This window comes from Amycolatopsis sp. NPDC054798 (assembly GCF_053611505.1).
In genome coordinates, this window is sequence record NZ_JBSHAM010000004.1 from 88,971 (window position 1) to 113,577 (window position 24,607).

Here is a 24,607-nt window from a genome sequence, read left to right on the forward strand (position 1 = left end):
CACGCACGGTGACCGGCCACGTGGCAGCATCTCCGCCAGCGCTGCTTGAGTCGAGGGGAAGTTACTGTGCGGATCCTGTCGGTGGACCTCGGGACGTCCAACACCGTTGCCGTCCTTTCCGCGCACGGCAGGCCGCCACGCGTCGTAGAGGTCGACGGGTCGGCCAACATGCCCTCCGCGGTGTTCGCCGGGGAAGACGGCACGCTCATGGTCGGCCGAGACGCCGAACGTCGTGCTCGGCTCGACCCGACACGGTTCGAGCCCAACCCTAAACGGCGCATCGACGAGCAGACGCTGCTGCTCGGCACGGACGTCGTTCCGGTCAACGAAGCGCTCGCCGCGATCCTGCGCCGGGTGCTCGACGAGACCACGCGCCAGCTCGGCGGCGAACAGCCGGACGAGGTCCGGCTCACACACCCCGCGCAGTGGGGTCCGGTGCGCCGCAACGTACTGCTGAGCGCGGCGCGGCTCGCCGGTGTTCGCGGAAACGTGGTCCTCGTGCCCGAGCCGGTCGCCGCCGCCGCGCACTTCGCGTCGTTCCCTGAGCGCGCGTTGGCTCCGGGACAGGCTCTCGCGGTGTACGACCTCGGCGCGGGCACGTTCGACGTCGCAGTCGTCGGCGCGAACCAGAACGGCTACACAGTGCTCGCGGAGGACGGTCTGCCCGACCTCGGTGGCCTCGATGTCGATCAGGCACTGATGGTCCACGTCGGACGTGAGGTGTCGCACTCGGACCCGCAGCGGTGGCAGCGGCTGCTTCGCCCCGAGTCCACTGCGGACCGACGTACGCGACGCGCGCTGCAAGAAGACGTGAAGGCCGCGAAGGAGGCACTGTCTCGGCATCCGCAGACAGAGGTGCCGATGCCGGAGCCGTTCAAGGACGTGCTCGTCACGCGCGGAGAGCTTGAAGGCCTGGTGCGTCCGGCAATGCTGCGCAGCGTGGAGCTGCTGTCGCGGACACTGCGTTCGGCCGGACTGACCTCGGATCGTCTCGTCGGCATCTACCTCGTCGGCGGCTCGAGCCGGTTGCCGCTGGTCGGGTCGATGATCGCGGAGAAGCTGGGCGTCGTCCCCACGAGCCTTGACCAGCCTGAGACGGCCGTTGCGCTGGGTGCGCAGCACGTCGCTAAAGACGGGCTGTCGATGCGTACGCAGAACGTCGAGGGACAGGTCGCCTCAGGCGCGCCGTACGCGCCGCCTGCTGCTCCGCAGGGCAATTACCCGGCGTACTCGCCGACGCAGCCACAGCAGATGCCGCCGTTCCAACCTTCGCCGGCACCGTCCAACTTCCCGACGTACACGCCCGCCGCGCCGGAGAAGAAGAGCCGCACCAAGCTGTTGATCGGCATCGCGGCGGCCGTGGTGGTCGTGCTCGCCGCGGGGTTGACCGTGTTCCTGACCACAAAGAGCTCGTCAGTGACGACGTACAGCGCTGACGAGTGCCGTACGCCGGGGCAAGCCGACTCGTCGGGACTGACCGGCTGCATGCGTCAGCTGGCCGGCAAGGTCGCTGACAACGGCGGCTGCGCTCCCGGCATGGGCAACGGTCCCGCCGCGCCGGCGAAGAGCCTCGGCACCGCGGCGACGTGCGCCGCGCCGGGGCGCGCGGGCACTCAGGTCACGTACGTGCAAGGGCAGTCGGCAGCGGAGCTGAAGCAGTACACCGACGGATTGCTCGCCTCCTCGGGCGGCGACCGCACCGAAGCGGACTGGAAGGGCAACGCCCTCGAAGGCCACTACGCGGCGGCGGCCGGACAGTCGTCCGCGGTCCTCGTGTTCACGGTGAAAGACCGGCCCCTCGCCGGATTCCTCTATCAGGTGAATTCCGGCGGGCAGGCGGCTACGCCGGGCGCTCTGGCCGACTACTTCGAACAGAACGTCCAGCCGGGGGAGTGATCCCCGTTCGCGCGGGAAAGCTAGCATTCGCCCGATGCGTATCACGGTGTTCCGACGGCTGATGGCCGAGGAGTTCGGGTCCGGACGCGCCGAGATGCTCGCCAAGGACCACGTGTTCAGCGGGCTCGGCGGGCATACGGTCGAAGAGGCGCTGAGCGCGGGAACGCCGGCCAAGGAGATCTGGCGAGCGGTCTGCACCGAGTTCGAGGTGCCGCCGGAACGGCGCTGACCTGGGGGTTCCCGGTTCCGGCCGACGCGAAGGGCGAAAACCGCGGCGCATGGGCGTGTCGCCGCGAGCCTCGAACACCTGTTCGTCTATGGTGTTGTGCACAACGGGGCCAGCGATCCACAGATCAGTCGCCGCGCCTGGAATTGTCGGTCCCTCCCCGTAGCGTCGGACCGGACAGAGCTTGAACCCCGGACAAGCTTGATCTGGACAACCGAACAGACACAGGCCCCAACCAGCGAGGTGGACTTCCATGCCAGCAGCACCCGACAAGGACAAGGCGCTCGAGCTCGCCCTTGCGCAGATCGACAAGCAGTACGGCAAGGGCTCGGTGATGCGCCTCGGCGAGGACAACCGCCCGCCCGTCTCCGTGATCCCCACCGGCGCGATCGCCCTCGACGTCGCGCTCGGCATCGGCGGCCTGCCCCGCGGCCGTGTCATCGAGGTCTACGGCCCGGAATCCTCCGGCAAGACCACGGTCGCCCTGCACGCGGTGGCCAACGCCCAGCGCAACGGAGGGATCGCGGCGTTCATCGACGCGGAGCACGCGCTGGACCCGGAGTACGCCAAGAAGCTCGGCGTGGACACCGACGCGCTGCTCGTCTCCCAGCCGGACACCGGCGAACAGGCGCTGGAGATCGCGGACATGCTGATCCGCTCCGGCGCGCTCGACATCCTGGTCATCGACTCCGTGGCCGCGCTCGTGCCGCGCGCCGAGATCGAGGGCGAGATGGGCGACTCGCACGTCGGCCTCCAAGCCCGCCTGATGAGCCAGGCGCTGCGCAAGATGACCGGTGCGATGAACAACTCCGGCACCACGGCGATCTTCATCAACCAGTTGCGCGAGAAGATCGGCGTCATGTTCGGCTCGCCGGAGACCACCACGGGCGGCAAGGCGCTGAAGTTCTACGCCTCGGTCCGCCTCGACGTCCGCCGCATCGAAACGCTCAAGGACGGCGGCGAGCCGGTCGGCAACCGCACCCGCGTCAAGGTCGTCAAGAACAAGATGGCCCCGCCCTTCAAGCAGGCCGAGTTCGACATCCTCTACGGCGTGGGCGTCTCCCGCGAGGGCTCGCTCATCGACATGGGCGTCGACCAGGGCATCCTGCGCAAGTCGGGTGCCTGGTACACGTACGAGGGCGACCAGCTCGGCCAGGGCAAGGAGAACGCGCGGAAGTTCCTGCGCGACAACCCGGACATCGCCAACGAGATCGAGAAGCGCATCAAGGAGAAGCTCAACATCGGTCCGCAGGTCGATGCCGAAGCCGAGGTAGCGCCCGCACCGGTCGACTTCTGATCCGGGGAGGGGAGGGGATCGGCAGGTTCCCTCCCCGGTGCTCGGGCCGCGCGCCGGCCCGCCGCTGAAACCGGGGACCAGCGCGGTTTCCCCGCGACGGGATCTTCGGGCGCGACGGTGTTCCGGATGCGCAGGTGTGCTCTGTGCCCGACGGTTCTCCGGCTGGGTGCGGGGCGGCTGGGCGCGGCCAGCGGGTCGGGCGAGGATTGCGGTCAGGGTCTCTGCCGGTGCGGTGGGGATCTCTCGGGTACGGGCGTGCTCGGCCGGTCAGAAGCGGTGCGCGCGGGCAGGCTCCGCGGGTGAGCGCTGGCCGGGGTGAGGAGCATCGGTGCGGGCTCTGGTCTGAGCCGGTGCGAGTTTCGGCGGCTGCGTTTCGGTCGGCGGGTGGTGGGCCGTGCCGAATCGCGGTGTTCCGGCGCCGGGGAATCGGCGTTGAGGCGGAGGTGCCGTCGTCCGAGGGCGGCACCGTGAACAGGGAGTGTGGTCGTGGCCAGGGCGCCGAAGGTCGATCCGATGGAGTTGCCTCCGGAGGAGCGGGCGAAGAAGGCCAAGGAGATCTGCTTCGACCTCCTCGCTGCCCGGCCGCGGGCAGTCGAGGAGCTGCGACAGACGTTGCAGCGCAAGGGTTTCGACAGCGATACCGTGGAAACCCTGCTCGGCAAGCTCGACCGTGCCGGTCTCGTCAACGACGCCGAATTCGCCGAAGCCTGGGTCCGCGACCGGCACGCCAACCAAGGGCTGTCGCGTACCGCGCTCGTCGCGGAGCTGCGGCGCAAGGGCGTCGACGACGAGATCGCTTCGCAAGCGGCGGAGGAAGTCGACCGGGAAGCCGAGGAACAACGTGCCCGCGAACTGGTGCGCAAACGGCTCAGGTCGCTCGGGAACGTCGACGAGCAGACCGCGATCCGCCGACTGCTCGGGTTCCTCGCGCGCAAGGGCTATCCGCAAGGACTGGCGTACACGGTGATCCGCGACGAACTTCGCGAGTTCGGGGCGGAATCCAGCCTGCTGGACGACGTGACAGTCGACTGACTGGCCTGCGCCATAAAGAAACCCGCCGCCTCCACTGCGAAGGCGACGGGTTCCGGAAAGGCTCAGCGCAGTGCGGCGGCTTCGGCAGCCAGCTTCTCGACGGCAGCGAAGTCCTTGGCCGCCAACAGCTTCGCGGGCGTCAGCCACGATCCGCCGATGCAGCCGACGTTCGGCAGCGCCAGATACGACGGGGCAGACGACACCGTGATCCCGCCGGTCGGGCAGAACTGCAGCTGCGGCAGCGGCCCGGCGATCGACTTCAAGAACGCCGCGCCCCCGCTCGCTTCCGCCGGGAAGAACTTCAGCGCGCTCAACCCGCGTTCGGCCAGCCGCATCGCCTCCGACACCGTGCTCGCGCCGGGAAGGAACGGCAGCCCGGTGGCGAACGCGGCGTCCAGCACCGCGTCCGTGCAGCCCGGCGTCACCAGAAACTTCGCGCCCGCGTCAGCAGCCTGCTTCGCCTGCTCCGGCGACGTCACCGTGCCAGCGCCCACGACGATGTCCGGCACCTCCGCGGCCACCCGCTCGATCGCGGTCAGCGCGACCGGCGTGCGCAGCGTCAGCTCGATCACCCCGATCCCGCCGGAGTGCAGGGCGCGGGCCGTCGGCACCGCGTCGTCGACGTCGTCGATCACCACGACGGGCATCACGGGGGACAGGGCGAGCAGGTCCGTGCCGGTGGTCACTGACCGACCTCCTGGGTCTGGAGAGCGTACGGGGACTCGCCCATTGTCCCGTTTCCGAATGGCGGAACGCCCCGGGCGAGGTCCAGCTCCGGCGTGAGCGCCCCGAACACGCTCGCGCCCTGGTCAGCCGGGCCGACCGCCCGGCGCAGCGCCCCGAACAGCTCCCGCCCGGTCCCGCTCCACGCGGCCTCCGACGGCGGGGCGTCCGAGAGGTCCCGCCGCGCCAGTTCGTCGTCCGCGACCAGCACGTCCAAGCTCCCGGACCGAGCGTCGAACCGGACCACGTCGCCGTCGGCGATCCGGGCGATCGGCCCGCCCACCGCGGCCTCTGGCGTCACCTGAATCGCGGCCGGCACCTTGCCCGACGCGCCCGACATCCGCCCGTCGGTGAGCAGTGCGACGCGGAAACCCCGGTCCATCAGCACGCCCAGCGCCGGTGTCAGGCCGTGCAGTTCCGGCATGCCGTTCGCCTGCGGGCCTTGCTGCCGCAGCACCACGACCACGTCCCGGTCCAGCTCCCCGGCCTCGAACGCGACCCGGAATGCCTCTTGTGACGTGAACACCCGCGCCGGTGCCTCCACTACGCGATGCTCCGGGGCGACTGCCGACACCTTCGTGACCGCCCGGCCCAAGTTGCCCTCGACCATCCGCAGCCCGCCGTCCGGCGCGAACGGCCGCCAAACCGGACGCAGCACCTCTTCGTCGAGGCTGCGCGTCGGCACGTCCCGCCACACGAGTTCGCCGTCCGACAAGATCGGCTCCTGGGTGTACCGGCGCAGACCGGGACCCGCGACGGTGAGCACGTCCTCGTGCAGCAGTCCCGCGTCGAGCAGCGTGCCGACGAGGAATTGGATCCCGCCGGCCGCGTGGAAGTGGTTGATGTCCGCGCTGCCGTTCGGGTACACCCGCGCCAGCAGCGGCACGACCGCCGACAGGTCCGAGAAATCGTCCCAGCTCAGCTGAATCCCGGCCGCCGCGGCGATCGCCACCAAGTGCATCGTGTGGTTCGTCGACCCGCCGGTGGCCAGCAGCGCGACGATGCCGTTCACGAACGCTTTTTCGTCCAGCACCTGCGAAATCGGCGTGTACGCCTCGCCTCGGGACAGCTCGACGACCCGGCGGCCGGCCTCCTCGGTGAGCGCCTGGCGCAACGGCGTGTTCGGCGGCACGAAGCTGGCACCCGGCAGGTGCAGGCCCATCACCTCGACCACCATCTGGTTCGAGTTGGCGGTGCCGTAAAAAGTGCAGGTGCCAGCGGAGTGATACGACGCGGCTTCCGCGTCGAGCAGGTCTTCCCGTGTCGCGAGCCCCTCGGCGTACAGCTGCCGCACTCGTGCCTTTTCCTTGTTGGGCAAGCCTGAATTCATCGGCCCGGCCGGCACGAGGATCGCGGGCAGATGCCCGAACGACAGCGCGCCGATCAGCAGTCCCGGCACGATCTTGTCGCACACCCCCAGCAGCAACGACGCGTCGAACATGTCGTGGGACAGCGCGATCGCCGTCGCCATCGCGATCACTTCGCGGCTGAACAGGGACAACTCCATGCCTGGACGGCCCTGCGTGATGCCGTCGCACATCGCGGGCACCCCTCCAGCGAACTGCGCGACACCGCCGGCTTCGCGGACCGATTTCTTCAGCCAGGCCGGGTATTCCTGCATCGGTTGGTGAGCGGAGAGCAGGTCGTTGTAGGACGACACGATCGCCACGCCGGGCGCGCGCAACTGCCGCAGCGCCTGCTTGTCGACGCCGTCCATGGCGGCGAAACCGTGTGCGAGGTTGCTGCAAGCGAGGCCGCGGCGGACCGGCCCCTCCTCGAAAGCGGCCGCGCTGCGGGCGAGGTACGCCGCCCGCGTGTCCGCACTGCGCTCGGCGATCCGGTCGGTGACGTCGGCAAGCACGCGGTGCACCGCGGCGGTCGGGTTCGGGCTGCTGCTCATCTCAAGCTCCCGGCTCGTGACGGGTTCGCGAGACGGCGGCGCTGGCGTCGCGGGAACGTGACGGTGCACACGGTAACCCGAGAACCCGCCAGAAACAAAATCGATTCAGAACCCCCTTACGGGGTGATGTGGACCAGCCGTTCGGTCGGCAGCTGGGTGTTCGCGGATGGTGACAGGCACCATCCGCGACCGGAGGTGGTGATGATGCAAGATTCGAAGGGGCCGACTCCGCAGGAACGCGGTTTGGGCGCAACGTTGCGAAATGTCCGGATCGAGGCGCGCTTCGGCTTGCGGCAGCTGTGCCGGTGGGTCGGAGTGGACCCGGAGCTGCTGTCGAGCTGGGAGCGAGGCGAGCAGGTTCCGACACCGGAGGACGTGGCGGGCGTGCTGGGTGCGCTCGGCGTGACCGGCGAGCGGAAGGCCCGGATCATGTCGCTGGCGCGCAGTGTGGCGGGCTCGAGCTGGTTCATGCCGAGTTCGCAGGCGTCCGCGAAGCTGGCCGGGTACGAGCAGGCCGCGACGTCGGTGACGGTGTGGGCGCCGCTGCTGATTCCGGACCTGCTGGAGATCCCCGACTACGCGCGGCTGGTGTTCGGCCCCAGCCTGCGAGACCAGGACACTCTGGAACAGATGGTGGGGAATCGCCTGGACCGCAACAGGATTCTGTTCGGCGCGGAGGCGATCGAGGCGCAGATTTTCGTCGGAACCGAGGCGCTGAGGAATCACTTCGGCGATGCCGAGGTGATGCTGCGGCAGCTGCGATATCTCAAGGAGTTGACGGAGGTCTCGCGGACGGTGAAGGTCCGTCTGGTCCCAAATCAGGCCATGACAGCGGACGCGTTCAGCTGGTACCGGCAGCGGGGCATGTCGGAAGTCGTGTACTGCCCGCACCATTGCGGCGGTGTCTTCCTGACCGGCCAGGAGGCCGCCCCGTATGCGGGAACCGTCGAGCGGCTGGCCGAGGTCGCGTTGTCCCGGGCCGATTCGCTGGACCGGTTGTCGGACACGGTTGCCGGGTTCGCGAATGAGGTGAAAACCCAGCGGCTGGCGAATGACGCCGGGCTGGCAAAGCTCCTGGCGGGGGAGGATCCGGCTGACTAGCGCCCTGACGCCGCAGGCCGTGCGGTTTGGTCCCCTAAAGTCCGAATTCGTCAGCAATTCACTGCGCAAGCTCCGATTAAATGACGTCTGACTCGCTCATTGGTGCTCTCTCGGTGTCCTCGAGCCATTTCCTGTCATATTGACAAAACCGGGATGTTTGACTCATCATCCCGGATGACGGAAATGGGGGTCATTGTGTTCTCCGCTGAGGAACTGCGGCGATGAACGGCAATGGGGACCGGGCTCGCCGATGAGCGGTCCGGATGTCGTCGCGGCCGCCGGGTGGAAGGCGAGGCTGGCGGGCTCGCTTCTCCCGCCGCCCGGGCCGGCGCGAGTGCTCGCGGTCGCCGCCCTTGTCACGAGCTTGGGTTTCGGCGGCTATACCGCCGGAAGCGTGCTGTTCTTCACCCGTGGCGCGGGCCTGTCGACCGGCCAGGTCGGCGTGGGACTGTCGCTTGCCGGTTTGCTCGCGGTCGGCGGGAACATCCTGTTCGGCCGGCTCGCCGACAGGTGGGGCCCGCGCGAGATCACCATGTTCGTGGGCGGTCTTCAGGTTGTGGCGCTGCTGCTCAGCACGGCTGTCGATTCGTTCGCGATGTTCCTTCCCGTCGTGTGCTTGCTCGGCGTCAGCGAGCAGGCGGGCAAGGTATGCCGGAACGCGCTGATCGGCGGCGCGGTCGAGGGCGAGGAGCTTGTCCGCACCTTGGCCTACCTGCGCAGCGTGCTCAACGGAGGAATCGCCGTCGGCGCGATGCTGGCCAGCATCGCGGTTCGCTACGACACGCGTTCGGCATATCAGATCCTTCTTTTCGCGATCGCCGGAGTGAGCCTGCTCGGCTATTCCTTGTACCTTTTTGTTCCCAGAACTCATCCGGCACCGCGTCGGCCGGGGAAGGAAAAAGACACTCCGAAGACCCCGCCCAGCATCGCGTATGTGTCCACGGGCCTGTTATGCGGAATCGTGAACCTCGGCGACACCGTATTGACCGTCGGCCTCCCGCTCTGGGTGATCGGGCAGACCGCCGCCCCGAAACCCATGGCCGCGTGGCTCCACGCCGTCAATACTCTGTTAGTGGTCCTTCTTCAAATCAGGGCGAGCCGAGGCGCGAAGACGATCACGGGCGCGACCCGATTGCTTCGGCTGGCGGGGCTGACGATGGCGGCGGCGTGCCCGGTGTTCTGGTTGGCGCACGATTTCACCGCGGTGTGGGCCAGCATTGTGCTGTTGATCGGCGTCCTGCTGCTGACGGCAAGCGAACTGTGGAACTCGGCGGCGATCTGGGGGCTGTCGTTCAGCTTGGCCCCGGTCGAGTCGCGAGGCGCGTACCTCGGGAAGTTTTCCATCGGCACGACGTTGCGCGAGGTGTTCGGACCGGTGCTGGTGATCGGCCTGATCACCGGGACGGGAGGTGCCGGGTGGTTCCTGTTGGCGGGGTTGATGGTGTTGGCGTCGGTAGGTGCCGGTCCGGTGGCGCGCAGGGCGCAGCGCGAGAGCGGGGTCTCCGGTCGGTAGTGGCTGCTTTGCCGATTCTGTCACGCAGGGTGCGGGTGAGGGAACTCTCTGCTTGCGTGGGCACTTCGGCGAGAAGTTCGTGATCCGTGCCTAGGCCCTCCGCGTGGAGACGAGTTGTGAGTCGGCGGCATGAGTTGTGCGGCTGACGTCCCGGTGTCGTCCTGGACCCCACTTTCGGCCCCTATCTGGGCAGAAATTCCCAGGTCAACAGGTACATCAGGCCATCCTCTGGTAAATGTGCTACTTGTCACAGTGCACCGCGCGAGGCAGAGTCGTACCTGGCGACGTTGATCGTCACCCGAACTGCCGGCCCCACCATCAGGGAGGCTTCCGATGTCCACCACAGAGATCGCCGAACTCCGGCGCACCATCGGCCAGTTGCGGCAGTGCGTGGGCGCATTGCGGTCGCGCTACGGCGACGCGTCCGCGGTGCGCCGGCTGGCCAACGACGTCGAGCGGCTCGACATCGACAGCGCGGACCTGGACGGGCATCCGCCCGCTGTGCCCGCGCAGGCGAAACCTCTCGAACGCGTGCCTGTCCCGGACACTCCCTACGACCCGGCGCTGTGGAGCGGCGCTGACGACGAAGGTGTCGGTGGCTACAAGCGCGACCAGCGGTGAGCGCGCCCGCTGACAACGACGTCAGCCGCGCCCCCACCGGCGTTCGAGCGCCGGGGCGGGCGCGGCTTGCCGCCCGGACGCTGCGTACCGACCGGTGGTGGCTGTCGCCTCTGCTCACTGTGCTGGGGCTGGCCACCTTCGTCGTTTACGCGACTGTCCGGGCATTCGTGCGCACCGCCTACTGGGTGCCCGAATACCACTATCTGACGCCGTTCTACTCGCCCTGCGTGTCCACCTCGTGCGTCCCGGGATCGAGCCACTTCGGGCACTGGTTCGGCGAGATGCCGTCCTGGCTGCCGCTCGGTGTCCTCGTGCTGCCGTTCCTGCTCGGGTTCCGGTTGACCTGCTACTACTACCGCAAGGCCTACTACCGTTCGGTCTGGTTCTCCCCGCCGGCCTGCGCGGTCGCCGAACCGCACGCGCGCTACACCGGAGAGACGCGGCTGCCGCTGATCGTGCAGAACGTGCACCGGTACTTCTTCTACGTCGCGTGCGTCGTTTCGCTCGTCAACACCTACGACGCCGTCGTCGCCTTCCAGAGTCCCACCGGGTTCGGCTTCGGGCTCGGCAACGTGATTCTCGTGCTGAACGTCGTGCTGCTGTGGGCGTACACGCTCTCCTGCCACTCCTGCCGGCACGTCACCGGCGGGCGGCTCAAGCATTTCTCGAAACATCCCGTCCGGTACTGGATCTGGACGCAGGTCACGAAGCTCAACACCCGGCACATGGCCCTCGCGTGGACGACGCTCGGCACGCTCGTGCTGACCGACTTCTACGTGATGCTCGTGTCGAGCGGCGCGATCTCGGACCTGCGCTTCGTGGGCTGAACCCCGGAAATCCAGCAGTGCAAGGCAGTTCTCCCCAGCTCGTGAGGTGGCTTATTCCATGACCGAGGTCGAGCGGCACAGCTACGACGTGGTGGTGATCGGTGCCGGCGGCGCCGGTCTGCGCGCGGTGATCGAAGCGCGCGAACGCGGATTCAGCGTCGCGGTGGTGTGCAAATCCCTTTTCGGCAAAGCGCACACGGTGATGGCCGAGGGCGGCTGTGCGGCGTCGATGGGCAACGCGAACTCGAACGACAACTGGCAGGTGCACTTCCGCGACACCATGCGCGGCGGGAAATTCCTCAACAACTGGCGGATGGCCGAGCTGCACGCTCGGGAGGCGCCGGACCGCGTCTGGGAGCTGGAGACGTACGGCGCGCTTTTCGACCGCACCGCGGACGGGCGGATCAGCCAGCGCAACTTCGGCGGGCACACCTATCCGCGGCTCGCGCACGTCGGCGACCGCACTGGGCTTGAGCTGATCCGCACTATGCAGCAGAAGATCGTTTCGCTGCAACAGGAGGACTTCAAGAAGTACGGCGACTACGAGGCGCGGATCAAGGTCTTCGCCGAATGCACGGTCACTGAGCTGCTGCTGGACAACGGCGCGATCGCGGGTGCGTTCGGTTACTGGCGCGAGAGCGGGCGGTTCGTGCTGTTCGAGGCGCCCGCCGTGGTGCTCGCGACGGGCGGCATCGGCAAGTCGTTCAAGGTGACGTCGAATTCGTGGGAGTACACCGGCGACGGGCACGCGCTGGCCCTTCGTGCCGGGGCGAAGCTGATCAACATGGAATTCGTGCAGTTCCACCCGACCGGGATGGTCTGGCCGCCGAGCGTCAAAGGCATCCTCGTCACCGAGGGCGTGCGCGGCGACGGCGGGGTGCTCAAGAACTCCGAGGACAAGCGGTTCATGTTCGAGTACGTGCCCGAGGTGTTCAAGGGCCAGTACGCGGACAGCGAGGGCGAGGCCGACCGCTGGTACACCGACCAGGAGAACAACCGCCGCACGCCGGACCTGTTGCCCCGCGACGAGGTGGCGCGGGCGATCAACTCCGAGGTCAAGGAGGGGCGCGGGTCCCCGCACGGCGGTGTGTTCCTCGACATCGCGAGCCGGTTGCCCGCCGAGGAGATCCAGCGGCGGCTTCCGTCGATGTACCACCAGTTCAAGGAACTCGCCGACGTCGACATCACCAAGGAGGCCATGGAGGTCGGTCCCACCTGCCATTACGTGATGGGCGGCGTGGAGGTCGACCCGGACACCGGCGCGGCGAGCGTGCCCGGGCTGTTCGCGGCGGGCGAGTGCTCCGGCGGCATGCACGGGTCGAACCGGCTCGGCGGCAACTCGCTGTCGGACCTGCTCGTGTTCGGCCGGCGCGCCGGACTCGGTGCGGCGTCCTATGTGGACGATCTCAAGGACCGGCCTGCGGTTTCGCAGTCCGATGTGGACGCTGCGGCGGCGATGGCGCTTGAGCCGTTCAATCCGCCTTCCGACGGCACCCCGGAGAATCCGTACACGCTGCACACTGAGCTTCAGCAGTCGATGAACGACCTGGTCGGCATCATCCGCAAGGCCGGGGAAATCCGGCAGGCGCTGGACAAACTCGCGAACATCCGGCAGCGGATCGGGCAGGTGGAGGTGGAGGGCCACCGGCAGTTCAACCCCGGCTGGCACCTCGCGCTCGACCTGCGGAACATGCTGCTGGTGAGCGAATGCGTCGCCCGCGCGGCGCTGACCCGCACGGAAAGCCGCGGCGGCCACACCCGCGACGACTATCCGTCGATGGACCCGGACTGGCGGCACCGGCTGCTCGTCTGCTCCGCGCGGCCGGGCGGCAACCCGCTGGTGCCGGACGTCGACGTCGAGGTGAAGGAACAGGTGCCGATGCGGCCGGACCTGCTCGAGCTGTTCGAACTCGACGAGCTGGGCAAGTACTTCACCGACGGCGAGCTGGAGACCCACCCCGGGAGGACCGCGTGAGCTACCAGGCGAAGTTCCGCGTGTGGCGAGGGGACGCGACCGGCGGCGACCTGCAGGACTTCACCGTGGAGGTGAACGAGGGCGAGGTCGTGCTCGACATCATCCATCGGCTGCAGGCCACCCAGGCCGCCGACCTCGCCGTCCGCTGGAACTGCAAGGCAGGCAAATGCGGCTCGTGCTCGGCGGAGATCAACGGCAGGCCGCGGCTGTTGTGCATGACGCGCATGTCGACGTTCACCGAGGCTGAAGTCGTGACGGTCACGCCGATGCGCACCTTCCCGGTGATCCGCGACCTCGTCACCGACGTGTCGTTCAACTACACGAAGGCACGCGAGATCCCGTCCTTCACCCCGCCGGAGGGGCTGAAACCCGGCGAGTACCGGATGCAGCAGGTGGACGTCGAGCGCTCGCAGGAATTCCGCAAGTGCATCGAGTGCTACCTGTGCCAGAACACCTGCCACGTCGTGCGCGACCACGAGGAGAACAAGGAGAGCTTCGCCGGTCCCCGTTACCTCATGCGGATCGCCGAGCTGGAGATGCATCCCCTGGACGTCGCCGACCGCCGCGACGCCGCGCAGGACGAGCACGGGCTGGGGCTCTGCAACATCACCAAATGCTGCACCGAGGTGTGCCCGGAAGGCATCCACATCACCGACAACGCGCTGATCCCGATGAAGGAACGCGTCGCCGACCGCAAGTACGACCCGATTGTCTGGCTGGGAGACAAGCTGTTCCGCCGTAACCGGTGAGCGGCTCCCGCCGTGGTGGCGGATTTCGCTTGCTGCGGGAGCGTTCACGCGGGCCGGTTCACGCTTGCTCCGGGCCGGTTCGCGTGGGCGGCGGGCCTTTTCTCGTGGGCGGCGGGCCAGTTCCCTCGGGTGCCGGGCCTGTCCTCGCGGGTGGCTGCCTAGCTCTCGCGGGTGCCGGGCCTGTCCTCGCGGGTGGCTGCCTAGCTCACGTGGGTGCCGGGCCTGACCGCGCGGACGACTGCCTAGCTCACGCGGATCGTGGGCTAGCCCACGCAGGCCCCGGACCCGTTCGTCCGCGGGCCGCGGGTGCGTTCACCCCTGAGCCGCGGTCCTGTTCCTCCGCGGGCTGCGGGCGTATTCAGTTGTGGTTGGCGATAGGCGATCCCTCCTTGCTCGAAAACAGCTGGCGTGGCGGCATGGACCGGACACGGCCAGGCCAGACGCCTGGCCGCAAGCGCGGTTCGCTGACGGTTCCTTGTTCCGGCGGCTCGATCTCACCGCACGCCGACGAGGTCGAAGACCAAGGCGCGGGCCAACGCACGGGAGCGGTCAAGGAACCTGCGCGGCCGCGGCGAGAATGCTCGCGGGCTCATGCCACAGGACTTGCTTTGATGACACCAACGTTAGCAGCCCCCTCGGCCAAACCGCATCACTCGATCGGCTCGAGCGAAGAGTCGAAGAGTTGAAGAATCGAAGAGCCGATTCTCGTTGCCACGGAAGAACTTCCCGAAAGGACAAGCCCCATGATCACCGGCGCCCACGTGATCCTCTACAGCAAGGACGCGGCAGCAGACCGGGAGTTCCTGCGAGACGTCCTGGACTTAGGACACGTAGACGCCGGCGAAGGCTGGCTCATTTTCCGTTTGCCCCCAACAGAACTCGCGGTCCATCCGACTGAAGGCGCGCCACAGCAGGAGTTCTTCCTGATGTGTGACGACCTGGCCGAAACCGTCCGGCAGCTGACCGGGAAAGGCGCCGAAATCGACGGCGAGATCACGAAAGCCTCCTGGGGAACGAGAGCGTCGATCCGGTTGCCCAGCGGAAGCGTTCTGCCGCTCTACCAGCCGAGGCACCCCGTCGCGCACAGCTAGGCCCACAAAAAACAAGAAACCCCCAGCGCCGCAACGAAAGCAGCGCCAGGGGCTTCAAGGGAAAGAACGAACCGTCAGAGAGGTCCTCCGCGCAAGCCGCCGGTCGCCGCGGCGGCGAGCTCCGTGGCATCCTTGGCATCCGTGTCGATGTGCTTCTTGCTGCGCCGGTTGCGCCGCTCCAGGTACGTCGCGAGCGCGGTCAGCAGCAGGCACATCGCGATGTAGATCACGGCGGCCACGAGGGTCGACGGGACGATCGGGCGGCCGAAGTCGCCCTGGCTGCCGATGTAGCGGGCGTAGTACAGCAGCTCCGGGTACGTCACCAGGAAGCCGAGCGCGGTGTCCTTCAGCAGGACCACCAGCTGGCTGATGATCGTCGGCAGCATCGCCCGCAGCGCCTGCGGCAGCAGAACCGTGAACATCACCTGGGTCTTGCGCATGCCCAGCGCGTACGCGGCTTCGCTCTGGCCCTTCGGCAGCGACTGGATGCCCGCGCGGAAGACCTCCGCCAGCACCGAGCCGTTGTACAGCGTCAGGCCGAGCACCACCGCGAACAGCGGCGAAGTGTCCACGCCGAGGGTCGGGAGGCCGTAGTAGAACAGGAACATCAGGATCAGCAGCGGGATCGCGCGGAAGAACTCCACGACGAAAGTGCAGATCCCGCGCACCCACGCGTGGTCGGACAGCCGTCCGGCGGCGAACACCGCGCCGAACACGATGGCCAGCACCGCGCCCAGCGCGAAGGCCTTCACGGTCGCCAGGACGGCGTTCGCGAGGTCGCTCTGCACCTGGGAGTACTGCAGCCATTCCCACTTGCGGCCGGAGAACTGGCCGCTGTCCACGAAGCGGTAGACGACGAACGCGATCAGCGCCGCCACCACGAGGATGCCCAGCACCGCGTAGATCCGGTGCCGCGCCCGCGCTTTCGGGCCCGGGGCGTCGAACAGAACCGAGCTCATCGGGCCACGCTCCAGCGCTTCTCCAGGCTGCGCTGCACGAGCGACAGCACCGACACGAGGATGATGAAGCCGAGTGCCACCCACAGCAGCGCGACCATCTGGTTGTCGCCGCGCTCGGACACGTACTGCCGGATCGCGCCGGCCTCGGCGACCGAGAACCCGCTGGCGATCGTCGTGTTCTTCAGCAGCGCGATGAGCATGCTGATCAGGGGCGGCACGACCGACCGCAGCGCCTGCGGGAGCACGATCCCGCCGAGGATCTGCCCGGAGGACAGGCCCAGCGCGCGGCCCGCCTCGGCCTGGCCGATCGGCACCGTGTTGATGCCCGAGCGCACGACCTCGCAGATGAACGCCGACGTGTAGATCGTCAGCGCCACCGCGGCGGTCGGGAAGTAGTCGATCTTGACGATGTCCAGCAGCGGGTAGGCGAACACGAGGAACGCGAACACCAGCGTCAGCGGCGTGTTGCGCAGGATGGTGACGTAGGTCGTGCCGATCGCGCGCAGCAGCGGGACCGGGCTCACCCGCAGCATCGCGAGGATCGTGCCCAGCACCAGGCTGCACGCCCCCGCGATCAGGAAGAGTTCGATCGTGGTGAGAAAGAACGGACCGAAGAGGTCCAGATTGTCGAGCAGGACGTCCATGGAGCCTTCCCCGCGTCCGTGTGCCGATAGTGGGTGTGCCGCGGCCGGTGGGCGAAAGCTTCGCCCACCGGCCGCAGGATCAGATCAGTACCGCTCGATGGCCGGCGGCGTCGCGGGCGCGCCGGACTTGCCGAGGGTGGCGTCGTAGATCTTCTTCCAGGTGCCGTTGTCGACCGCGGCCTGCAGCAGGTCGTCGATCTTGTCGCGCAGCACCTTGTCGTCCTTGTTCAGGCCGATGCCGTAGGGCTCCTTCGAGAACGGCTTGCCGACGACCTTGAAGCTGTCCTTGTCCTGCGCGGCGTAGCCCTTGAGGATCGCGTCGTCGGTGGTGACCGCGTCGACGTCCTTGGTGTTCAGCTTCTCCACGCACTGCGAGTACTTCTGGAACTCGACGATCTGGTCGGTCAGCTGCTTCTCGCGCACGCGCTGGATCGGGGTCGACCCGGTGACCGAGCAGACCTTCTTGCCCTTCAGCGTCTCCGGCCCGGTGATCGAGTTGTCGTCGGCGCGCACCAGCAGGTCCTGCCCGGCCTGGAAGTACGGGCCGGCGAACGAAACGAGCTTCTTGCGCTTGTCGCTGATGGTGTAGGTGCCGACGTAGAGGTCGACCTGGCCGTTGGAGATGGCCTGCTCGCGGGCGGCCGAGTCGACCGTCGTGAACTTGATCTTGTCCTCGCTGACGCCGAGGCCCGCCGCGACCATCCGGGCGATCTCGATGTCGAAGCCCTGGAACTTGCCGGTCTTCGGGTCCTTCTGGCCCAGCTCGGGCTGGTCGTCCTTGACGCCGATGGTGATGGCGCCCGCGGACTTGATCTTCGTGAACACCGGCGAGCCGTCGAGCTTGACGTCCTTGGCGACCTCGTAGGTCGGCAGCGGTGCGGCGCTGGCGTTGTTGTCCCCGCCGGGACCGGCCGGGGTGCCTTCCTTGCCGCAGGCCGTGAGCAGCAGCCCGCCGGCGAGCAGAGCGGCCGCGAGGGTGCGGATCCTCATGTCAGTCTCTCCAATATCTGTCCGGGAAACATCTGTCGGGGAACGTCGGAACCGGTCCGGGTACGGCCGATTACAGCCACCTCGGACGCGGGGCGCCGGGGGATTCCCCCGAACGGGTCAGTGGGTCAGGATCTTGCCGAGGAAGTCCTTCGCGCGGTCTGACTTCGGCTTGGTGAAGAACTCCTCCGGCGTCGTGTCCTCGACGATCTCGCCGTCGGCCATGAAGATGACGCGGTCGGCGGCGCGGCGCGCGAAGCCCATCTCGTGCGTGACCACGAGCATGGTCATGCCGTCCTTCGCCAGCCCGGTCATCACGTCCAGCACCTCCTGGACCATCTCCGGGTCCAGCGCCGAGGTCGGCTCGTCGAACAGCATCACCTTGGGCTTCATCGCGAGCGCGCGGGCGATCGCCACGCGCTGCTGCTGGCCGCCGGACAGCTGTGCCGGGTACTTGTCGGCCTGGTTCGCGATGCCGACGCGCTCGAGCAGTTCCATCGCGGTCTTGCGGGCCTCCGCCTGCGCGGTCTTGCGCACCTTCACCGGCGCGAGCATGACGTTCTCGAGGATCGTCTTGTGCGCGAACAGGTTGAACTGCTGGAAGACCATCCCGACGTCGGCGCGCAGCGCGGCGAGCGCCTTGCCCTCGTCGGGCAGCGGCACGCCGTCGACGGCGATCTCGCCGGAGTTGATCGGCTCGAGCCGGTTGATCGCGCGGCACAGCGTCGACTTGCCCGACCCGGACGGCCCGAGCACGACGACGACCTGGCCGCGCGGCACCTCGAGGGTGATCTCGCGCAGGACGTGCAGCTCGCCGAAGTACTTGTTCACGGCGGCCGCCTTGATCATCGGCGTCGCCACCTCGGTGGTCATCGTGGCCTCCAGAGCTCCGTTGGTCGTCCGGCGTCCGCGGAACCGGGGTTCCGCAACGCTTGCGGAAACCTACTACCGGGACATCTCTTGTAAAGACGGCTTGAGCAATACTTAGGGTTTCAACTACGTATCGGATTCGGCCGTCGTGGCGGCTTTCAGCCTAGTCCGGACTGTGTCCGCCGCCACGCACCGTGTCCGCGGGGCGCGGCGCCCTAAAGTCCGGCTACCGTGGTCGGGATCACCGGGGAGGCTGAAGCGTGCGCGTGCTGCTGGTGGAAGACGACGACCGGGTCGCCGGCGCGCTCGTGCCCGCGCTGGTCCGCCGCGGCCTCGCCATGCAGCGTCTCCCGTCCGGGGCCGGGGTGCTCGACCGCGTGCACGACGTCGACGTGATCCTTCTCGACCTCGGTCTTCCCGACGTCGACGGCGTGGTGCTCTGCCGCCAGATCCGGGCGGTCAGCGACGTCGCGGTGATCGTGGTGTCCGCGCGCGGCGAGGTGAACGACCGGGTGCACGGCCTGCGCGCCGGGGCCGACGACTACCTGGTCAAACCGTATGACGTGGAGGAACTGCTCGCGCGCGTCGAAGCGGTGCGGCGCCGCCGCGGCGAACGGACCGCGCCGGCGGTGCCGGTGGTCGAGGTCGGCGACGTCCGGATCGACCTCGCCCGGTACGAGGTGCTGGTGGCGGGCGAGCCGATCGCGTTGTCCCGCAAGGAGTTCCAGGTGCTCGCGCTGGTCGCGGCGGCGGGCGGCGCGGTGTGCTCGCGCGAGCAGGTGCTGAACGAGGTGTGGGGCCACCGCGGCGCGGCGGAGAGCCGTTCGCTGGACGTGCACGTCGCCACCCTGCGCACGAAGCTCGGCCGCCCGGCGCTGATCGAGACGGTCCGCGGCGTCGGCTACCGGCTGGGCAGCGGACGGAGCTGACCGGTGCGCGTCCGGCTGCAGGGCATCGTCGTCACGCTCGTCGCGCTGCTCGTGTTCGGGCTCGGCATCCCGCTCGCGCTCAGCATCGCGAGCAGTCTCCAGCAGAAGCTCTTCCTCGACCGGCTCACCGACACCTCGCGGTTCGCCTCGCTCGCCCAGCGTCCGCTGCTCGACAACCAGCTCGGCCTGCTGGAGCCCAAGCTGCGCCGGTACACCGAGGTGTACGGCGTGAAAGTGGTCGTGGTGAACCAGGACGGCGAACCGGTGCTGAGCTCGCTCGGCGGCACCGACTCCGGACGCGTCGACCGGGCCGAGATCCAGGTGCCGGTCAACGAGGCGCTCGCCGCCCGTCCGCCCGAGGCCGGGCCGTTGCTGATGCCCTGGGCGACCGGCCCGCTGGTGCTGGCCGAGCCGATCCTCATCGACGGCGAGGTGCGCGGCGCGGTGGTGACGGAGTCCGCGACCGACCACGTCCGCACCCAGCTGCTGTGGCAGTGGCTGCTGCTGGCCACGTGCGCGCTGGTCGCGTTCGGGCTCGCGCTGCTCGTCGCGCTGCCGGTGGTGCGCTGGACGCTGCGCCCGGTCCGGCGGCTGGACGAGGCGACGGGCGCGCTGGTCGCGGCTGTGGTCAGCGGCCGGGAAGCGGAGCCGGTGGGGGAGAGCGGCGGTCCGCCGGAGCTGCGGCAGCTGGGGCGGTCGTTCGACCGGATGGCGGCGAGTGTGTCGGAAGCGCTGGCCGCGCAGCGCGCGTTCGTCGCCGACGCCTCGCATCAGCTGCGCAATCCGTTGACGGCGCTGAAGATCCGGCTGGGCAATCTCGACGGCCAGGTGACCGACGAAACCGCGGCCGCCGACCTCGAAGCGGCGCAGGTGGACGCCAGGCGGCTGAACCAGATCCTCGACGAGCTGCTGTCGATGGCCCGCGCCGAAGCGGCGGGCGGCGAGCTGGTTTCCGAGGACCTCGCCGAGGTGATCGCCGATCGGGTCGCCGACTGGTCGGTGGTCGGCGCGGCTCGTGAGGTCGTGCTGGAAAGCGCGGTGGACGTCGACGGTGCGCGCGTGCTCGTGCCGCCGCGCGGGCTGGAGGTCGTTCTCGACGCTCTGCTGGACAACGCGCTCAAGTTCAGCCCGTCCGGCACTTCCGTCGAGGTCGCCGCGAGCGTCGCCGAGGACCGCGTGACGGTCTCGGTCCGCGACCACGGCCCTGGCCTGCGCGAGGACGAACTGGAGCGGGCGGTCGACCGGTTCTGGCGCAGCACGGCGCACCAGAACGTGCCCGGGTCTGGGCTGGGGCTGGCCATCGTGACCGAGATCGTCCGGCATTCCGGCGGCGAGATGCAGTTGTCCCTGCCCGAGGGCGGCGGGCTGCGGATCGCGATGGACTTCCCGGTCACGCGCTAGACCTTCTCCGCGCGGTAATACGCCAGCGCGCCGGGATGCAACGGCAACGGCCCGGTCTCGATCCCCGGATGCACGTCGATCGACAGCGCCGCCCGGTTGACCGCCGCGAGCGCCGGACGGGCGTCGTACAGGCCCTTCGTGAGCGCTTCGGCGACGTCGGCGGACATCGAGGTGGGCACGACCAGGAAGTTCGGCACCACCAGCGTCGTGACCGGGCCGCTCTGGTCGTACGTGCTGCCGGGGATGGTCGCGGTGCCGTACACCGGGCTGAACCGCTGCATGCCCGGCATCAGCGAGGACATGTCGAGCAGCCGCAGGCGGACCTTGCGGTTGTACTCGGTGATGAGCGGCGTCGGCAGGCCGCCGGACCAGAACATCGCGTCGATCCGGTGGTCGGCCAGCGCGGAAAGGGAATCCTCCAGGCTCAGCTGGTTCACCGTCGCCGAGCTTTTCAGCCCGGCGACCTGCAGCACCCGGTCGGCGATGTACTCGACGCCCGACTCCGGCGAGCCGATCGCGATGTGGCGGCCGCGCAGCATCGGCACCGAGGTGTAGGGCGAGTCCGCGCGCACGACGATGTGCAGGTAGTCGTCGTGGATGCGGGCCAGCGCGGCGAGCTTGCCGGGGTGCGCGGCCGCCGCGTCCGCGGCCAGGTCCGCGGCGACGAACGCGACGTCCGCGCCCCCGGAAAGCACTCGGTTGAGGTTGTCGCGAGAGCCCTGGGTGGCGAGCACCCGGGGCGTCTCGATGCCGAGTTCGTTCGCCCACGCGGACGCCAGCGGCGCGGCGAGGTCGTGGTACACGCCGCCGGTCGACCCGGCCGCGACGCGCAGGTGCAGGTTCGCGAAGCTCGGCCCGCACCCGCTCAGCAGCACCATGAGCACTGCCAGCGCCGCGGTCAGCCTCCATCGCATGGGGCGATGGTGCCAGAGGTCAGCCGGTGACGTCGGTCAGGCTGTCGCCCATCCGGATCTTGCTGAGCCATTGCGTCGCCGTCTTGTCGGCCTGGTGGTAGACGCCCCACTTCAGGTAGTTGCGCGTTCCGTCGATGGTGGTGCCGGTGTAAGTGGTCGACCCGTCGAAGAAGGTCTGCCGTTTGCCGTCGAACCAGAACTGGATCGTGCCCTTGGTGCGATCGGTCGAGATCCGGAAGGCGATGTCGTGCCATTGGTCGTTCGCGACCGGCGCGTCCCAGAGCTTGACGCTGGTGTGATCGGTCGTCCACTCCTCCAGCTGGAGTTTGCCGCCGGAGATCTTGAGGACGATCGGATGGTTCGCGGTGCCGGTGCTCGGGCTGCATTTCAGCTGGAACACGTAGCGGCTGGTGGAGTCGGCGATGCGGTACTTCGACGACCAGCCGAGGTAGAAGGTCTTGCCCGCGGCGAGGTCGGGCCCGACCGCCTCGCAGCGTTCCTCCTGCGCGAGCTGCTCGGCGACCCACACCTTGCCTTTCGCGGCGTCGGTCGCGGTCTTGAAGTGGCCGTCGGCGCACTGGATCGAGTTGAACGCGCCGACGCCGTCGGCGGGGTCGGCCGACCAGGTGACCGATTGAAGAGCCGGGGCTGCGGCGACCGGGCCCGCCGCCAGCGCGGCCGCGACGAGCGTGCTCGCGGCGACAGCCGCGGAGCAGGCGAAAACCTTGCGCACTTTTCCTCCTGAGCGGCGGCGGTCCGATTCGGAACAATGGCGGTGATCTTATCTTCGGGAGTGCGCGGAAAACAATAGAGAAATTGCTGCCGGATGGTCGGTCCAGGCTATTTCCGTTCCCGGTCAACGGCACATTTCCCGATTAGCGGAATGCCCGGCGGGCCAGCTCTCCGATACCGCCGCATAACGCCCGGCAGGCGGGTGCCGGGTCCGGCGCGGGCCGCGGGGTTTAGGCTGGAGTGCGATGAACGCGAAAACGTACCAGATCCGCACGTTCGGCTGCCAGATGAACGTGCACGACTCCGAACGGCTCGCCGGGCAGCTCGAGGAAGCCGGCTACGTCCCCGCTCCCGGGCAGGCGAAGCCGGATCTGGTCGTGTTCAACACCTGCGCCGTGCGGGAGAACGCGGACAACAAGCTCTACGGCACCCTCGGGCACCTCCGCCCGGACAAGGTCGCCAATCCGGACATGCAGATCGCCGTCGGCGGCTGTCTCGCGCAGAAGGACCGCGGCGACATCGTCAAGCGCGCGCCGTGGGTCGACGTCGTCTTCGGGACGCACAACATCGGCTCGCTGCCGGCGCTGCTGGAACGCGCGCGGCACAACGCCGAGGCCGAGGTCGAAATCCTCGAATCGCTCGAGACGTTCCCGTCCACGCTGCCCGCGCGCCGCGAATCGTCCTACGCGAGCTGGGTGTCGGTTTCGGTCGGCTGCAACAACACCTGCACGTTCTGCATCGTGCCGTCGCTGCGCGGCAAGGAGCGCGACCGCCGTCCCGGCGAGATCCTCGCCGAGGTCGAGGCGCTGGTCGCCGAGGGCGTGCTGGAGGTGACGCTGCTCGGCCAGAACGTGAACTCCTACGGCGTCGAGTTCGGCGACCGGCTCGCCTTCGGCAAGCTGCTGCGCGCCACCGGCGGGATCGACGGGCTGGAGCGCGTGCGGTTCACCTCGCCGCATCCGGCCGCCTTCACCTCGGACGTGATCGACGCGATGGCCGAGACGCCGAACGTCTGCCACCAGCTGCACATGCCGCTGCAGTCCGGTTCGGACCGGGTGCTGCGCGAGATGCGCCGGTCGTACCGGTCCACGCGGTTCCTGAACATCCTCGACGAGGTGCGCGCCAAGATGCCGGACGCCGCCATCACCACGGACATCATCGTCGGCTTCCCCGGCGAGACCGAGGAAGACTTCCAGGCGACGCTCGACGTCGTCCGCGCCGCGCGGTTCTCCAGCGCGTTCACCTTCCAGTACTCGAAGCGCCCCGGCACGCCCGCCGCCGAAATGGACGGGCAGCTGCCGAAGGAGGTCGTGCAGGAGCGCTACGACCGGCTGGTCGAGCTGCAGAACGAGATCTCCTGGGAGGAGAACCGCAAGCTGGTCGGGCGCCGGGTCGAGCTGCTGGTCGCGGCGGGCGAGGGCCGCAAGGACGCCGAGACGCACCGGATGAGCGGCCGTGCCCGCGACGGACGGCTGGTGCACTTCACGCCGTCCGGCTCGGCTGTCGACCGTTCGGTCCGGCCGGGCGACGTCGTGGAGACGGTGATCAGCTACGGCGCGCCGCACCACCTCGTCGCCGACGGCGACCTCCTGACGCATCGCCGCACGCGAGCGGGCGACAACGCCGAAGCCGGTCTTCGGCCCAAGACGAGCGGGGTCACCCTGGGACTGCCGGGCTTCGGAGCCCCGGCGGCGCAGCCGGCCCCGGTGAGTGGGTGTGCAGGATGAGCGAACCGGGAACGTCGGCCGAGGTGGATCGGCACCTCAGCAACGAGATCGACGACGCGGGCCGCCGCGCCGCGCGCACGGTCGAGCTGGGCAGGCGCGGGTTCACCATCTCGGTGCTGATGTTCGTGCTGCTCGTGGCCCAGATCCTGCCGTGGGCCCAGGGCCGCGCGGGCTGGGAGACGCTGGCCGGCCAGGCGGGCGGGGTGCCGCAGCTGTTCGCCGCGACGTCCACCGGCGTCGGCGTGTTCATCGGCGCGGTCGCGCTGGTGTCGCGCCGCTGGTGGGTCGCGTGGTGCTGCGCCGCGGGCGGCTGGTTCGCCTCGGTCGACGGCCTGCTGGCGATCTGGTCGCAGCAGTCCGCGCACGCCAGCGGAGCGGCCGGGGACGGCCCGGGGATCGGCATGATCGTGGCGTGGATCGCGACGATCGTCCTGGCGACCCTCTGGATGCGCACCGCGTTCTCGCGCACCTGATCGCCTTCGGCAAAGTCCGT

The 24,607-nt window shown here is 68.7% G+C and carries 23 protein-coding genes; 15 read left to right on the plus strand and 8 right to left on the minus strand.

Going from position 1 to position 24,607, the window contains the following annotated elements:
• Nucleotides 1–66: 66 nt before the first annotated feature.
• From ACWGIC_RS04255 to ACWGIC_RS04270, 4 genes are all read left to right on the plus strand, one after another.
• Complete coding sequence (locus ACWGIC_RS04255) at nt 67–1,896, plus strand: Hsp70 family protein (RefSeq protein ID WP_452074449.1); 1,830 nt, start codon at nt 67–69, stop codon at nt 1,894–1,896.
• Between the two features lie 34 nt (nt 1,897–1,930).
• On the plus strand, nt 1,931–2,125 hold the full coding sequence (locus tag ACWGIC_RS04260; protein ID WP_452074450.1) for a DUF3046 domain-containing protein: 195 nt from the start codon (nt 1,931–1,933) through the stop codon (nt 2,123–2,125).
• A gap of 250 nt (nt 2,126–2,375) precedes the next feature.
• On the plus strand, nt 2,376–3,419 hold the full coding sequence (gene recA / locus ACWGIC_RS04265; protein WP_452074451.1) for a recombinase RecA: 1,044 nt from the start codon (nt 2,376–2,378) through the stop codon (nt 3,417–3,419).
• 513 nt (nt 3,420–3,932) lie between these two features.
• Nucleotides 3,933–4,451 carry a regulatory protein RecX gene (locus tag ACWGIC_RS04270; protein WP_452074542.1) on the plus strand — a complete coding sequence of 173 codons (519 nt, stop codon included), beginning with the start codon at nt 3,933–3,935 and terminating at the stop codon, nt 4,449–4,451.
• 62 nt (nt 4,452–4,513) lie between these two features.
• Here ACWGIC_RS04270 and eda read toward each other — a convergent pair whose 3' ends face one another.
• Nucleotides 4,514–5,137 (minus strand): bifunctional 4-hydroxy-2-oxoglutarate aldolase/2-dehydro-3-deoxy-phosphogluconate aldolase, encoded by a 624-nt coding sequence (gene eda / locus ACWGIC_RS04275; protein ID WP_452074452.1) that lies wholly within the window; start codon nt 5,135–5,137, stop codon nt 4,514–4,516.
• The gene (gene edd / locus ACWGIC_RS04280) at nt 5,134–7,074 is read right to left on the minus strand and encodes a phosphogluconate dehydratase (RefSeq protein WP_452074453.1); all 1,941 of its coding nucleotides are present in this window, start codon (nt 7,072–7,074) and stop codon (nt 5,134–5,136) included. Before edd ends, eda begins: the two co-directional genes overlap by 4 nt.
• Nucleotides 7,075–7,278: 204 nt before the next feature.
• Between edd and ACWGIC_RS04285 the strand changes: the two genes are divergently transcribed.
• The 7 genes from ACWGIC_RS04285 (at nt 7,279) to ACWGIC_RS04315 (ending at nt 14,951) form a co-directional block, all read left to right on the plus strand.
• Nucleotides 7,279–8,175, plus strand: coding sequence for a helix-turn-helix domain-containing protein (locus tag ACWGIC_RS04285; RefSeq protein ID WP_452074454.1), 897 nt, complete (start codon nt 7,279–7,281; stop codon nt 8,173–8,175).
• 250 nt (nt 8,176–8,425) lie between these two features.
• A complete protein-coding gene (locus tag ACWGIC_RS04290) occupies nt 8,426–9,688 on the plus strand; it encodes an MFS transporter (RefSeq protein WP_452074455.1) in 1,263 nt (420 codons plus the stop codon).
• Nucleotides 9,689–10,021: 333 nt separating this feature from the next.
• Nucleotides 10,022–10,309, plus strand: a complete 288-nt coding sequence (locus tag ACWGIC_RS04295) for a hypothetical protein (RefSeq protein WP_452074456.1) — start codon at nt 10,022–10,024, stop codon at nt 10,307–10,309.
• Complete coding sequence (locus ACWGIC_RS04300) at nt 10,306–11,136, plus strand: hypothetical protein (protein WP_452074457.1); 831 nt, start codon at nt 10,306–10,308, stop codon at nt 11,134–11,136. The genes ACWGIC_RS04295 and ACWGIC_RS04300 overlap by 4 nt, the downstream gene beginning before the upstream one ends.
• A gap of 58 nt (nt 11,137–11,194) precedes the next feature.
• Nucleotides 11,195–13,111, plus strand: coding sequence for a fumarate reductase/succinate dehydrogenase flavoprotein subunit (locus ACWGIC_RS04305; protein WP_452074458.1), 1,917 nt, complete (start codon nt 11,195–11,197; stop codon nt 13,109–13,111).
• Nucleotides 13,108–13,860, plus strand: coding sequence for a succinate dehydrogenase/fumarate reductase iron-sulfur subunit (locus ACWGIC_RS04310; RefSeq protein WP_344267985.1), 753 nt, complete (start codon nt 13,108–13,110; stop codon nt 13,858–13,860). Before ACWGIC_RS04305 ends, ACWGIC_RS04310 begins: the two co-directional genes overlap by 4 nt.
• Before the next feature lie 743 nt (nt 13,861–14,603).
• Nucleotides 14,604–14,951 (plus strand): VOC family protein, encoded by a 348-nt coding sequence (locus ACWGIC_RS04315; protein ID WP_452074459.1) that lies wholly within the window; start codon nt 14,604–14,606, stop codon nt 14,949–14,951.
• A gap of 74 nt (nt 14,952–15,025) precedes the next feature.
• Here ACWGIC_RS04315 and ACWGIC_RS04320 read toward each other — a convergent pair whose 3' ends face one another.
• From ACWGIC_RS04320 to ACWGIC_RS04335, 4 genes are all read right to left on the minus strand, one after another.
• The gene (locus ACWGIC_RS04320) at nt 15,026–15,910 is read right to left on the minus strand and encodes an amino acid ABC transporter permease (RefSeq protein ID WP_452074460.1); all 885 of its coding nucleotides are present in this window, start codon (nt 15,908–15,910) and stop codon (nt 15,026–15,028) included.
• Nucleotides 15,907–16,554, minus strand: a complete 648-nt coding sequence (locus tag ACWGIC_RS04325) for an amino acid ABC transporter permease (RefSeq protein WP_452074461.1) — start codon at nt 16,552–16,554, stop codon at nt 15,907–15,909. Before ACWGIC_RS04325 ends, ACWGIC_RS04320 begins: the two co-directional genes overlap by 4 nt.
• Before the next feature lie 84 nt (nt 16,555–16,638).
• On the minus strand, nt 16,639–17,544 hold the full coding sequence (locus ACWGIC_RS04330) for a glutamate ABC transporter substrate-binding protein (RefSeq protein WP_452074462.1): 906 nt from the start codon (nt 17,542–17,544) through the stop codon (nt 16,639–16,641).
• A gap of 117 nt (nt 17,545–17,661) precedes the next feature.
• Nucleotides 17,662–18,390: an amino acid ABC transporter ATP-binding protein gene (locus ACWGIC_RS04335; RefSeq protein ID WP_452074543.1), complete on the minus strand. Its 729-nt coding sequence runs from the start codon at nt 18,388–18,390 to the stop codon at nt 17,662–17,664.
• 281 nt (nt 18,391–18,671) lie between these two features.
• Here ACWGIC_RS04335 and ACWGIC_RS04340 point away from each other — a divergent pair, with 281 nt between their 5' ends.
• Entirely contained in the window at nt 18,672–19,340 is a 669-nt protein-coding gene (locus ACWGIC_RS04340; RefSeq protein ID WP_452074463.1) for a response regulator transcription factor, read from the plus strand.
• Between the two features lie 3 nt (nt 19,341–19,343).
• Nucleotides 19,344–20,741 carry a HAMP domain-containing sensor histidine kinase gene (locus ACWGIC_RS04345; RefSeq protein ID WP_452074464.1) on the plus strand — a complete coding sequence of 466 codons (1,398 nt, stop codon included), beginning with the start codon at nt 19,344–19,346 and terminating at the stop codon, nt 20,739–20,741.
• On the opposite strand, the gene ACWGIC_RS04350 is transcribed toward ACWGIC_RS04345, so the two are convergent.
• On the minus strand, nt 20,738–21,655 hold the full coding sequence (locus ACWGIC_RS04350; protein WP_452074465.1) for a TAXI family TRAP transporter solute-binding subunit: 918 nt from the start codon (nt 21,653–21,655) through the stop codon (nt 20,738–20,740). The genes ACWGIC_RS04345 and ACWGIC_RS04350 overlap by 4 nt on opposite strands.
• Before the next feature lie 19 nt (nt 21,656–21,674).
• A complete protein-coding gene (locus tag ACWGIC_RS04355) occupies nt 21,675–22,388 on the minus strand; it encodes a heparin lyase I family protein (protein WP_452074466.1) in 714 nt (237 codons plus the stop codon).
• 244 nt (nt 22,389–22,632) lie between these two features.
• On the opposite strand from ACWGIC_RS04355, the gene miaB reads away from it, so the two are divergent.
• Both miaB and ACWGIC_RS04365 read left to right on the plus strand, forming a co-directional pair.
• Nucleotides 22,633–24,114: a tRNA (N6-isopentenyl adenosine(37)-C2)-methylthiotransferase MiaB gene (miaB, locus tag ACWGIC_RS04360; protein ID WP_452074467.1), complete on the plus strand. Its 1,482-nt coding sequence runs from the start codon at nt 22,633–22,635 to the stop codon at nt 24,112–24,114.
• Nucleotides 24,111–24,587, plus strand: coding sequence for an Rv2732c family membrane protein (locus ACWGIC_RS04365; protein WP_452074468.1), 477 nt, complete (start codon nt 24,111–24,113; stop codon nt 24,585–24,587). The genes miaB and ACWGIC_RS04365 overlap by 4 nt, the downstream gene beginning before the upstream one ends.
• Nucleotides 24,588–24,607 lie beyond the last annotated feature (20 nt).